Genomic DNA, 13,107 nt, shown 5'->3' with positions numbered 1-13,107 from the left:
AAGATGATGAAAGATCAACGAATTCCATGGGATCAATATTTTATGATGCAAGCGGTGCTCCTGTCTAGCCGGAGTACCTGTGAACGCCTATCGGTCGGTGCAACCATCGTCCGGGATAAGCGGATTATCGCGGGTGGTTACAACGGCTCAGTTTCGGGCGATGTGCACTGTATCGATGAGGGCTGCTATTTAGTTGATGGTCACTGTGTGCGGACGATTCATGCGGAAATGAACGCTATTCTGCAATGTGCGAAGTTTGGCGCCGCAACGGATGGTGCTGAAATCTACGTCACGGATTTTCCGTGCTTGCAATGCACCAAGATGCTGCTGCAAGCTGGTATCACCAAAATTCATTATTTACGTAATTATCACAACGACGATTATGCCATGTCACTGATTGAACGGAAACACGTGGCACTTCAACAGGTCAAGTTCGACCAATCGGACTTAGACAAATTGAATCTTAACCAGATTTTACTTAATCGTGACTAAGTGCGCCCGTTATTTTTCGCCGCAATTAGTTGCGGTCTACTTAGTAGTTGGTTAGTAAGCCAACAACCGATTGCCGCAGTGTTGCTCGGACTTTGGCTCTTTCGGGTCTGGTGTTTGCGCGAGCGGCATACACTGATGGTAACGTTGGTATGTGTGGTGGGCTTTGCCGGTTGGTTTAGCTGGCAAAATCACCGTTTTGAACATTTAGCGGCGCTGCCGAGTCAGTCAATGCAGGCTGAGTTAACCGTCCAACCAGATGCGATTTCGATTCGGGATGGTCAGTACCAACTGGTGGCTAACGGTTCGGTTGGACGCGTGTTAGTCAAAGGCCAGTTAAAATCCGCGCATGATAAGCAGTGGTTACAGCGGGTAACCAGGCGAACGAGTTGGCGTGCTCAGGGAACGCTGGCCTCAATCGATCCACCGACCAATCCCGGTCAATTTGATGCTCCCATGTATTATCGCAGTCAGGGGATTGCCCAACAACTGACGCTCACGCAGGTGTTCCAGATTCAAGCAGCGCCGCGTACCGGGTGGTTGGGAATTGTTGACCGCTTACATCAGTGGCGTTGGGCTTTTGCACAACGTTGTCAGCAATTACCACCGATGTTGGCCTGTTATGCGAGTTCTTTGTTGGTTGGATTGCGGCCAGCTGATTTTCAAACGACGATGGGGGCAGTCCAACAATTAGGCTTACTGCACCTTTTCAGTCTCTCTGGGATGCACGTGATCTTACTGATTAGCTTCTTAAAATGGGGACTGATCCGGCTGCATTTAAGCAGGCAAGCGACGGACTATTGGCTATTAGGATTGTTGCCGGCTTATCTAATCTTGGGTGGTGGCGCCGATAGTCTACAACGCGCTGTCATTACCGCAGCCTTGCCAATTGTTTGGGAGCTCGTGACGCACCGAACGAGTGGTGCGTTGAGCGGTTGGAGTCTAGCGTTGATGATTGGATTGATCCATAATCCATTAGTCTTGAGTCAATTAGGGGGCCAACTGAGTTACGGTTTGGCCCTACTATTGATTTTGATGCCGAGCATGCCATCTTGGAAATTGGCGGTGTGGATTCAAGTGATCAGCTTGCCAGTGTTGTTAGTCGCGACTGCTCAGTGGCATGCGATGTCGTTAGCGGTCAATTTAATCGTTGCGCCACTCTTTAGCTGGTTGTTATTTCCTGTAACCATGATTGGGGCGATTTTTGGCACCCAGGTTCTGGGAATCGCTAGCAGTTGTGAATGGCTGTTAGTCAACTTTCAAACGTGGCTGGACTGGGTCAGTCACTGGCCAGGATTACTCGTGTTGGGTCAGCCGAATGCCATCTGGGCGTGGGGACTCAGTTTGCTGAGTTTGTGGCTGTTGCGGACGCCGACGCGCCGGTACCGGAGATTGTTAGTGCTGGCATACGGGTGTTTTATCCTCAGCATGCGATTCCCGTTGCATGGCGCCGTGCAGTTCATCGACGTCGGGCAGGGTGATTCAATCCTGATTCGGCAGCCGTTTAACCGGCAAGTGAGTCTGATCGATACCGGTGGTCGGCTGCATTTTCCCAAGCCCCACTGGCAAGATGATGGCTTGACACCTAAGGCTCGGGTCGAGACCATTACCGTTAATTATTTGCATCGACTTGGAATTACGCATTTGGACACGGTATATTTGTCGCATAAAGACGTTGATCATATCGGTGATCTGGGTGAATTACTACGCTTGATGCCAGTTAAACGAGTCGTGGTACCAGCCGGAATGGCACATTTAGATAAGTTTCAAAAATTATTGCAGCCGGCGAAACAGCCACCAATTGTGATGGAAGCACTGGCCGGCCAGACGTTTGCGGACGGATTGACAGCCGTTCATCCGTTTCGACCAGGCCGGGCTGAAAATGAAGATTCGTTGGTGCTCACGGGTGTCTTTGGACAGCGCCGTTTTATGTTTACGGGTGACCTGGACCGAGCTGGAGAACGGGCAATCGCTGCCCGCTATCCGCAATTACGGGTGGATGTGTTAAAATTAGGACATCACGGCAGTAAAACGGCGTCGGACCCTGAAGCGTTGCAACAGCTCGGGGTGCGACAAGGGATTCTTTCGGTTGGCCGCCATAATCGGTACGGTCATCCCAATCAAGAAACACTGACGACTTTAGCCAATTTACGCATTGAAACGTATTCCACGGCCCTGCAAGGCATGATTACTTATCGATTTTTTAATCATCGGCAGGGACAGTGGCAAACATTTTTGAAGGAAGGTAATCGCAATCAACGCACAGCAAGCGTTAAAAATGATTCGCAGCGGTGAACTTGCACCGATTTATGTGATTTTAGGAACCGTCGACTATTTAGCGGATCAACTCAAACAGGCGTTGACGCAGCAAATTCCGACTGAAGAACAAACGATGAACGTCGGCAGTTATGATATGGAGACCACACCGGTCGCAGTCGCACTCGATGATGCGATGTCAGCGCCGTTTTTTGGTGAGCGCCGGCTGGTCTTTATCAACCATCCGTATTTTTTGACGGGTGAAAATAAAAAGACCAAGGTCGATCACGATTTGGACTCGTTACAGCACTATTTCGAACAACCGGAGCCAAGCACGATTTTGGTGTTAATGGCCCCTTACGAGAAGTTAGATGCGCGTAAAAAGCTCGTTAAGACGCTCAAAAAACAAGCAACGATGATTGAAATCAATCAGGTGTCAGAGGCGGAGACCCAGCGCTACGTCCAGGCAGCTTTAGATGAGAAGAAGATTCGTATCGATGCGGATGCGTTGCAAGAATTGGTCAATCGAACGGATGGGCAGTTAGGACTGATTATGGGTCAACTACCGAAGTTAATGATTTACGCCGCTCAGTCTCAGCAGATTGATTTGGCGGCAGTGCAAGCGTTAGTGACTAAATCGTTGACGCAAAATGTGTTTGACCTCGTTAATGACGTCTTACGTTATCGCACGCAGCCAGCAGTAGAGCTGTACCACGAATTGGTTGCGGCTCAAGAAGCCCCCTTAAAGATCAATGCGATTCTGTTAGGCCAATTTCGATTATTGCTACAAGTTAAGATCATGGCGCAGGCGGGTTACAGCCAGGGCAGTTTGGCCAGCACGTTAAAAGTCCACCCGTACCGCGTCAAGTTAGCGATGCAAACGGTGCGCCATTTTGATCAAGCAGCTTTACGCGCCGCTTACTTAGGATTACTGCAAACTGAAGAACAAATGAAAACGACGCAACGTGATCCCGAATTGCTGTTTGAATTATTCATGGTGCAGTTCGTGAACGAGCGGCGAACAGCAACGCGGGCACGGTCGGGGGCTTATTAGGGTCAATAATGAACACGTCACCATCTAAATTACGGTTAATCTAAAAAACATCTGAACCAGGGCAAGGAGGCCCACGGTTCAGATGTTTTTGAGGTCGTTCATTAATTTTTCGTATAAAAAAACGCCATCGCAAGGCTCAGGCGTTAAATTAGCTTATTTTGCGTAACGTGCGGCCATCCGTGACTTGTCACGGGCAGCTTTGTTGCGCTTGATAAGACCTTTAGAAGCAGCCTTGTCAACAGCGCTAGCAGCTGCGACGTAAAGTTCGTCGACATTGTCGGCACCGGCAGTCTTAGCAGCTTCAAATTTCTTAACAGCAGTCCGCATCGCACTCATTTGGGCGGTGTTACGGGCGTTTGCTTTATTGTTTGTTTTCACGCGTTCAATAGCGGATTTGATAATTGGCATCAGATTCACCTCCATCATTTTTTCAACAAATGCTATTATACATAAGCCCCGGCTTGATTGCAACCGTTATGTGTAAAGTAATTTATCTTGATACACGTTTCAACCACGAGTTAGGGCAGGTCAATCAGGATGAAAAAGGCTAGCAGCCGCGGATTGAATGCCGGACAGTCTCAGACGGTGTATTCGGCTACCATGCTGATTTATACGTTGTTGATCTGCAGGGTTACGAACAGTTTGACCACTTGACGTTGAACTTTGCTTGTCACTGGACTTGCATTTTAATGGGGAGTTTGCTAGACTATATCAAGTGTTCAGCAACCCTTTACTTAGTTTATCGCGCACCACCAACGATTTACTCAGTTTAGGGCAATTATTGGAAAGGTGGTTGAAACACATGGCAATTTCACGCGAAAAGAAGACGGAACTTATTAACAAGTATGCCCGTCACGAAGGCGATACTGGTTCAGTTGAAGTCCAAGTTGCAGTTTTAACAGAAGACATCAACGAATTAAACGAACATTTACGTGTTCACAAGAAGGATTTTCATTCACAACGTGGGTTGATGAAGAAAATCGGTCATCGTCGTAACTTGTTAGCTTACCTTCGTAAAGAAGACGTTAACCGTTACCGTGACTTAATCCAAAGTCTTGGTCTTCGTCGTTAATATTGAATTTAGAAGAGCTGCCTTCGGGTGGTTCTTTTTTTGTGCCATTACAAAAACGATACATAAACTTTATCAAACTCAAACAACCGTTCGCTATACTGAAACCTAATAAAACGGATGATTGAGGAGATTTTATGCAAGCGACGACAACATTGACCCGCAATTTTAGGATTCTATGGTTTGGTAGTCTGATTACAGATTTAGGCAACGCGATGACCTTGCCGTTTATTGTGCTTTATATTCAAACGCTGGGACATTATTCCACAACGCAGTTAAATTTACTTGGTGCAGCCGCGTTCGCAGTCACGTATGCTTGTAAAGCACTTGTGGCACCGTTATGGGGTCGACTGGCTGATCAGAAGGGCCGTAAATTAATGTGTTTGCGTGCTTCTGGCATGATGACGTTGACGATTTTGGGCGTCGGTTTAGCACCCAACGTGACGATTCTGCTTATCTTGCGTGCGGCGCAGGGTGCTTTTTCGGGATATATTAATAATGCCAACGCACTGATTTCATTAACAGCACCAGCGGAGCGTCGGGGACAGTGGCTGAGCAAGTTAGTGACGGGAAGTATTAGTGGCACACTGATGGGGCCGCTGCTCGGGAGTGTGCTTGCGAATACGGTTGGTTACCGCGGGGCCTTTATCGTTACGAGTGGCTTGATGGCGATGGTTTTTGTCATGACGTTGTGGGGCGTTCAGGAAGACGTGACACCCGTTAGTCGGCAGGCTTTGGCACCACTACGACCGATCTTGAAGCAAATTGGTGGGGTGTTTATCATGGCGCTCTTAACCTCACTCTTAGTTGTTCAGGCGACCACGAATGCGGTAACGCCCATTTTGAGTTTGTTTGTAATGCAGTTAGCGCCACAAGCGTCGTCGCACACGATTGTCCTGTTGACGGGGCTCGTCGCGGCTGCACCCGGGGTGGCGACGATTTTAATGGCCGGCCGAATTGGTCGATTGATTGACCGGCTTGGTGCGGGGCGATGTCTCCTCATCTTTCTCGGGCTTGCTATCAGCGATCTAATTCTGACGAGTCTGGTACAGCAAGTTGGTCAATTGATAATCTTACGATTGATTTTAGGGATTGCGGATGCGGCATTACTGCCAGCCTTGCAAGTGATGACGGTCGAACGGGTGCCCCAAGTTGCGTTCGGCCGGGTGTTTAGTCTCAATCAGTCGGCACAGGCGTGTGGTAATGTGGTTGGCCCTGGGCTCGCCGTGCTAGTTGCTAATCAGTGGGGTTATCAGCCAATTTTTCTCGTGACAGCCAGCTTGCAAGTCATTGCATTGGGACTTTGGGGGTTATATTTTCGTCAACAGCAGGGGCGCTGAGCCTCAATCGAATGGTCTAACTATTGCTTTACTTTAAAATGTGGTAAACTGAAAAGAGTTACTTAATCGGAACAGGTACATTGGGTACTTGTAAATTTTAATAGAGGAGTTTTTAGATCATGAACTTTGCAAACGTTGACTTGATTACCGCAATGGTGACCCCCTTCGATGATCACCAACAACTAGACGAAAAGCGGTTGGCAAGCTTGATTGAACATTTATTGGCGCATGGGACGCAGGGTATCCTAGTAGGTGGTACCACTGGTGAAGCCCCAACCTTGACTGAAGATGAGAAGTTAACCTTACTTAAAAAAGCTGCTAAAATCGTGGCCGGCCGGGTGCCGATCGTGGCCGGAACTGGTTCTAACAGTACTGCTGCGACGATTGCCTTCACCAAGAAGGTCAGCCAAATTGACGGTATCGATGCCGCATTAGTAGTGGTTCCTTACTATAATAAACCTGACCAAGCTGGAATGATTGCACACTTTACGGCCGTTGCTGAACAGGGAGGCTTGCCAGTGATTATTTACAATATTCCTGGCCGCGTGATTGTTAAGATGGAAGTTTCAACCGTGTTAACGTTGGCTCAAAACCCAAATATCATCGGGATCAAGCAGTGTGCATCAATGGAAGAATTTGGCGCAATCGTTGAAAACGCACCAGCTGATTTTCTAGTCTACACTGGTGAAGATTCTCAAAGCCTAGCAGCTAAGGAAATTGGTGGTGCCGGTGTGATTTCCGTGGCCAGTCATATTTACGGTGACGAAATGACCGCAATGTTTACTGCCATCGAACAGGGGGATATTGCGACAGCTGCGAAGTATCAACGTGACTTGACACCAAAGATGAGTGCGTTGTTTAGCGCACCATCGCCGTCACCAGTTAAGGCTGCACTGAACCATTTAGGCCAGCCAGTTGGCGATCCACGGCTACCAATCTTACCATTAAGTGCTGAGCAAACAACTCAGTTATTTAAAACATTAAATATATAGAAGAATCAAGGTGAAATAATTGAGTTCAAAAATTCAAATTACCCCCTTTGGTGGGGTCCGTGAAAACGGCAAAAACATGTATGCTGTCGAAGTCGATGGCGATATCTATATCTTGGACTGTGGGCTGAAATACCCGGAAAATGAATTGCTCGGAATCGATATCGTTATTCCAGATTTCAGTTATTTGCGGGAGAATGCTGATCGAATCGTTGGTGTGTTCTTAACGCACGGCCATGCGGATGCAATCGGTGCTTTACCATACTTTTTAAATGAATTTAACGTGCCAGTTTTCGGTTCAGAACTAACCATTGAATTGGCTAAAATTCAGTTGCAGAAGGACCCACAAGCTAAGAAGTTTAACGATTTTCACGTTGTTAATGAGAAGACGGAAATTGACTTTGGTACGGTCACCGTCTCATTTTTCCGGACGACCCATTCAATTCCAGACTCCATGGGAATCGTACTACAAACGAGTGCCGGTGAAATTGTCTACACAGGTGACTTTAAGTTTGATCCAACGGCTGCCGGTGACTACCAAACCGACTTTGCGCGCTTAGCCGAAATCGGTTCAAAGGGTGTCTTGGCATTACTCAGTGATTCAGCCAACGCTGAAAACTACGAACAACCCGTGAGTGAGCGTGAGATTGCGGCCTACGTCTTGGAAACCTTCAAATATCATCCTGGTCGAATCATTGTGGCATCGGTCGCTTCAAATATCTTACGGATTCAACAAGTGCTTGATGCGGCAGCTAAGTCCGACCGTAAAGTAGCCTTAATGCCTGGTGATGTTGAAAGCATCGTCAAGACGGCCATTGACTTAGGCAAGCTGCACATGCCTGAAGATGTCGTTGTGCCGTTAAAGGCCATCGACAAGTTGAAGCCTGAACAGGTCGTTATCTTGCAGACTGGCCGCATGGGTGAACCCATCAAAGCTTTACAGTGGATGGCAAACAAGCAAGAGGGTAAGGTCAACATTGAAAAGGGTGACCTGGTCTTCATTACGACGACACCTTCCCATTCAATGGAAACAGTCGTTGCCAAAACTCGTGATATGATTTATCGCGCTGACGCAGACGTCAAAGCAATTGCGGATGAAATGAACTCATCGGGCCATGCTGCTAAGCGTGACTTGCAATTGATGATCAACATGATGAAGCCACAATACTTTATTCCAATTCAGGGTGAATATCGGCTGCTAGATGCGCACGCAAGTTTTGCGCGTGAAGTCGGAATTCCTGATGACCACGTCTTAATTGCTGCCAAGGGTGACCAATTACGTTATGATGGTGACACCATGCATTTAGCTGGCTCGATTGAAGTTGGAGACACCATGATTGATGGTATTGGCGTCGGTGACATTGGTAATATCGTGTTACGTGATCGGAAAATCTTATCCGAAGATGGTATCTTTGTGGCAGTGGTCACAATTGATCGTAAGAAGAAAAAGATTATTTCAACACCTAAGATTACCTCACGGGGCTTCGTCTACGTCAAGACTAGCAAAGATTTGATGCAGGAAAGTGCCGAATTGGTACGGACGACGGTCCAAGAAAATCTTGATAACAAGGAATTTGATTGGGGTCACTTGAAACAAGCGGTTCGCGAAAAGTTGAACCACTACTTGTGGGACCAGACAAAACGTCACCCGGTTATTTTACCAGTGATCATGGAAGTCAATCAGCACCACCGTCGAAGCAAAAAGTCAAAATCAAACAAGCCGGCTGAACGCCAACCGGAAGCTTAATCAGCGTAAAAAGTCGGAAGAGATTTCCGACTTTTTACTTTAGACTTTTATTTTGATTTATTTGCGGATTTTTTTAAGAGAGGAGCATGTTCAGATGACCCCAGCAGAGCGTCAAACGGCTGCTGAACAAGCAGTGGCCGAAAAAGACTGGAATCAAGCAGCTAATTTATGGGAACAAATTTATCAAGATGAACAATCGGCTGCCAATAATTTTCAGCTAGTGCGAGCGTTGGTTGCCGACCAGCAGTATGTCACCGCGCGCAATTACGCGAGTGAATTCGAAAGCCAATATCTGGCTTCCGATGAGGGGGCATCCGTGTACTTACGCGCGCTAATTGCCAATCATGAGTTTATCTCAGCGCGAATCGTGATTGTTGCACGCGGCAAGAGTGATTGGACTCAGGCTGCATTAACCACGCTCTCAGCCGCTGAAAATGACGCTGAGGCACATTTGCAGTCCACATTGACAACCACGATGCGACATTTTTATCACTTGTCTGATCAGCCGGTTCAGGCACAGGTAGCCGATTTACAGGCGGCACGTCATCTGACCATGCAACGTTATTTGACTGCGGCCAAATTTTTACTGGTGGATCCGTTTTTGCATCCTTTGACACGTTCAGAGGTACTCTATACCTTACATGAACTGCAGGTGACCACACCGGTGCAGATGCAATGGTTACTGGATGATCGTCAACTGACACTTTGCCCGGCCGAGTTGACTGAAGTGGGCGCCGATGAAATCAGCTTAGCGACGAAACAGCTGCTTAAAATTCAGCTTGCTGACCAGGATGTCTTTTTATATGAAAATTTACGAGAACTTTTACAATTGCAGTTAATGTACTTATATCCGCGTCCAGAATTGGCAATTACTGATCCAGCGGACTGGGTGGCCGTCTTAATTGCACAGCAAACTGGTCAGGAGACGACCAACTTATCGGAAGAACAAGAAAAAATGATGAAAATTCAGCAGAAAATTCAGCAATTTAGTCTTGATTTACAACAATAATCATGCTTAATAAGAATTAACTAACAAAAATTCAATTTTTTGAATAATATCTGTTTACAAATCAGATTAGGCTATATATAATATTTAAGGATTCTCAGTGATGGGTGCGTAATTTGGCCTTTTCACTAGGATGTAGTATAATACTAACTAAAGAATTGTTGAGACTCTTTTGTCTTGGCATTATTCTTGCGAAAATCACAGGAGGTTTCATTAATGGCAAAAGAACATTATGAAAGAACAAAACCCCATGTAAACATTGGTACTATTGGCCACGTTGACCATGGGAAGACTACTTTGACCGCTGCAATCACTAAGGTATTAGCAGAAAAGGGCTTGGCTAAAGAACAAGACTTTGCTTCTATCGATGCTGCTCCGGAAGAACGTGAACGTGGTATTACTATCAACACCGCCCACGTTGAATACGAAACTGAAAAGCGTCACTACGCCCATATCGATGCCCCAGGACATGCTGACTACGTTAAGAACATGATCACTGGTGCCGCTCAAATGGACGGTGCGATCTTAGTTGTTGCCGCAACTGATGGTCCTATGCCACAAACGCGTGAACACATCCTCTTGGCTCGCCAAGTTGGTGTTGACTATATCGTTGTTTTCTTAAACAAGACTGATCTTGTTGACGATGACGAATTAGTTGACTTGGTTGAAATGGAAGTACGTGAATTACTTTCAGAATACGATTTCCCTGGTGACGATATTCCTGTTGTCCGTGGTTCAGCGCTTAAAGCACTTGAAGGCGACCCAGAACAAGAAAAGGTTATCATGCACTTAATGGATGTTGTTGATGAATACATCCCAACCCCAGTTCGTGATACTGAAAAGCCTTTCTTGATGCCTGTTGAAGACGTCTTCTCAATCACTGGTCGTGGGACTGTTGCTTCTGGTCGTATCGATCGTGGGACTGTTAAAGTCGGCGATGAAGTTGAAATCGTTGGTTTACACGAAGACGTTCTTAAGTCAACTGTTACGGGTCTTGAAATGTTCCGTAAGACGCTTGACTTAGGTGAAGCCGGTGACAACGTTGGTGCGTTATTACGTGGTGTTAACCGTGAACAAGTTGTTCGTGGCCAAGTTTTGGCTAAGCCAGGTTCGATCCAAACCCACAAGAAGTTCAAGGGTGAAGTTTATATCTTGAGCAAAGAAGAAGGTGGCCGTCATACGCCATTCTTCTCAAACTATCGTCCACAATTCTACTTCCACACCACTGATATCACTGGTGTTATTGAATTGCCAGACGGTGTTGAAATGGTTATGCCTGGTGACAACGTAACGTTCACTGTTGAATTGATTCAACCAGCTGCCATCGAAAAGGGTACCAAGTTCACGGTTCGTGAAGGTGGTCATACTGTCGGTGCCGGTGTTGTTTCAGAAATTGATGACTAATCTCTAACTGATTTTCATTGATTGATTTAAGCGACTTGGAAGTCTTCTTCCGAGTCGCTTTTTTTAAGGAAATCAATAATAACGGGCGTGCTTACGCGCTTTTTTAACCAATTCGGTTTACTTTACGGCAACGATAGGTTAAACTTAACAAGTATGCAATTGACTTGAATTGTAGAAATTATAATGTTTCGGAGGGAATACAATGGCTGCAAAGTGGGAAAAGAAAGAAGGCAACCAAGGCGAATTAACATTCGAAATTGGTGCTGACAAAATTAAAGAAGGTATTGACAAAGCCTTCCAACGGACTAAAAAGAACTTAAACGTTCCTGGTTTCCGTAAGGGTAAGGTTCCACGTCAAATCTTCAACCAAATGTACGGTGAAGAAGCACTTTATCAAGATGCTTTAAATATCGTGCTCCCAGAGGCATATGAAGAAGCAATCAAAGATACTGAAATTGAACCAGTTGACCAACCTCAAATCGATGTTGACAGCATGGAAAAGGGCAAGCCTTGGGTTCTGAAAGCCGTTGTTACGGTTAAGCCAGAAGTTAAGCTTGGTCAATACAAGGAACTTAGTGTAACGCGTCAAAACACGCGGGTTTACGCTAAGGACGTTGACGCTGAATTAGAATCACGTCGCGAAAAGCAAGCTGAATTAGTCTTGAAAGAAGACCAACCAGCTGCTAAGGGTGATACTGTCGTTATTGACTTCAAAGGTTTCGTTGATGGCGAACCATTTGAAGGTGGCGAATCAGAAAACTATTCACTTGAATTAGGTTCTAACTCATTCATCCCTGGCTTCGAAGACCAATTAGTTGGTGTTAAGGCCGGTGACGAAACTGAAGTTAAGGTAACCTTCCCTAAGGATTACCAAGCTGAAGACTTGCAAGACAAAGAAGCGACCTTCAAGGTAACGGTTCACGAAGTTAAGACTAAGGAACTTCCTGAATTAGACGATGAATTTGCCAAGGATGTTGACGATGACGTTGACACACTTGAAGAATTAAAGGCTAAGATCAAGGATGAACTTAAGGAACAAAAAGAATCTGCTGCTCATGATGCCATTGAAGACGAAGCTTTGAACCAAGCTGTTGACAATGCTGAAATCGAAGCCATTCCTGATGCAATGAAGGAAGACGACATTCATCGTCAAATGGATCAATATTTAGCAAACATGCAACAACAAGGTATCGATCCTAAGACTTACTACAAGTTGACTGGTACGACTGAAGACGACTTGCACAAGCAATTTGCTGCTGACGCAGAACGTCGGGTTAAGACTAACTTGGTCTTAGAAGCCGTCGTTGAAGCTGAAAACATCAAACCATCTCAAGATGAAATTGCTGCCGAAGTTAAGGACTTAGCTAGTCAATACAACATGGAAGAAAGCGCAGTTCGTGGCGCATTAACTGATGACATGTTGTCACATGACATCGCCATTCGCCAAGCTGTTGACTTGATTGCTGATTCTGCAAAGCAAAATGCCAAAGCAGACGACAAAAAAGATGACAAGAAAGACGATAGCGACAAGGACTAATCTCCGTTGAACGCAATCAGTCTGAAGGCCTTGGAAGATTTTGCTTCCAGGGCCTTTTTACATAGCATGGTTAAATCCCAATGCACCTAGTTGAGTGATGGTAACTGGATCCCATATGTGACGGTTAGGCAGTAGGAAAGGCAATCTTGAACAAATAATTTCGAGAATAGGTTCGTCCATGTTATAGTAGTGGGCGTAGAAGACAGTGCCTAAGCT

The 13,107-nt window shown here is 46.1% G+C and carries 11 protein-coding genes; 10 read left to right on the top strand and 1 reads right to left on the bottom strand.

The window, feature by feature from the left end:
- Positions 1-3: 3 nt before the first annotated feature.
- From KGF70_RS00260 to holA, 3 genes are read left to right on the top strand one after another with little or no spacing between them, the layout of a single operon-like run.
- Positions 4-492, top strand: coding sequence for a ComE operon protein 2 (locus KGF70_RS00260; protein ID WP_050338439.1), 489 nt, complete (start codon positions 4-6; stop codon positions 490-492).
- Positions 493-2,784, top strand: coding sequence for a DNA internalization-related competence protein ComEC/Rec2 (locus tag KGF70_RS00255; RefSeq protein WP_216786380.1), 2,292 nt, complete (start codon positions 493-495; stop codon positions 2,782-2,784).
- Positions 2,768-3,799 carry a DNA polymerase III subunit delta gene (gene holA / locus KGF70_RS00250; protein WP_216767985.1) on the top strand — a complete coding sequence of 344 codons (1,032 nt, stop codon included), beginning with the start codon at positions 2,768-2,770 and terminating at the stop codon, positions 3,797-3,799. Before KGF70_RS00255 ends, holA begins: the two co-directional genes overlap by 17 nt.
- A gap of 153 nt (positions 3,800-3,952) precedes the next feature.
- Here holA and rpsT read toward each other — a convergent pair whose 3' ends face one another.
- Positions 3,953-4,207 carry a 30S ribosomal protein S20 gene (gene rpsT, locus KGF70_RS00245; RefSeq protein ID WP_003639023.1) on the bottom strand — a complete coding sequence of 85 codons (255 nt, stop codon included), beginning with the start codon at positions 4,205-4,207 and terminating at the stop codon, positions 3,953-3,955.
- 394 nt (positions 4,208-4,601) lie between these two features.
- Here rpsT and rpsO point away from each other — a divergent pair, with 394 nt between their 5' ends.
- The 7 genes from rpsO to tig all read left to right on the top strand — a co-directional run bounded on the left by rpsO (position 4,602) and on the right by tig (position 12,891).
- Positions 4,602-4,871, top strand: a complete 270-nt coding sequence (gene rpsO, locus KGF70_RS00240; RefSeq protein WP_003639022.1) for a 30S ribosomal protein S15 — start codon at positions 4,602-4,604, stop codon at positions 4,869-4,871.
- A gap of 134 nt (positions 4,872-5,005) precedes the next feature.
- On the top strand, positions 5,006-6,208 hold the full coding sequence (locus tag KGF70_RS00235; RefSeq protein WP_216767984.1) for an MFS transporter: 1,203 nt from the start codon (positions 5,006-5,008) through the stop codon (positions 6,206-6,208).
- 119 nt (positions 6,209-6,327) lie between these two features.
- Complete coding sequence (gene dapA / locus KGF70_RS00230) at positions 6,328-7,200, top strand: 4-hydroxy-tetrahydrodipicolinate synthase (protein WP_216767983.1); 873 nt, start codon at positions 6,328-6,330, stop codon at positions 7,198-7,200.
- Between the two features lie 19 nt (positions 7,201-7,219).
- On the top strand, positions 7,220-8,944 hold the full coding sequence (locus KGF70_RS00225) for a ribonuclease J (RefSeq protein WP_216767982.1): 1,725 nt from the start codon (positions 7,220-7,222) through the stop codon (positions 8,942-8,944).
- 94 nt (positions 8,945-9,038) lie between these two features.
- Positions 9,039-9,953 (top strand): hypothetical protein, encoded by a 915-nt coding sequence (locus tag KGF70_RS00220; RefSeq protein WP_216767981.1) that lies wholly within the window; start codon positions 9,039-9,041, stop codon positions 9,951-9,953.
- A 213-nt stretch (positions 9,954-10,166) separates the two neighbouring features.
- On the top strand, positions 10,167-11,354 hold the full coding sequence (tuf, locus tag KGF70_RS00215; RefSeq protein ID WP_050338445.1) for an elongation factor Tu: 1,188 nt from the start codon (positions 10,167-10,169) through the stop codon (positions 11,352-11,354).
- Positions 11,355-11,556: 202 nt separating this feature from the next.
- A complete protein-coding gene (tig, locus tag KGF70_RS00210) occupies positions 11,557-12,891 on the top strand; it encodes a trigger factor (protein ID WP_003639016.1) in 1,335 nt (444 codons plus the stop codon).
- Positions 12,892-13,107: the final 216 nt, after the last annotated feature.

It is taken from the genome of Lactiplantibacillus sp. 7.2.4, assembly GCF_018991185.1.
In the GTDB taxonomy this organism is placed as follows: Bacteria; Bacillota; Bacilli; order Lactobacillales; family Lactobacillaceae; genus Lactiplantibacillus; species Lactiplantibacillus pentosus.
The sequence above is the reverse complement of the archived record's forward strand: the minus strand, read 5'-3'. Positions and strand labels throughout refer to the sequence as shown.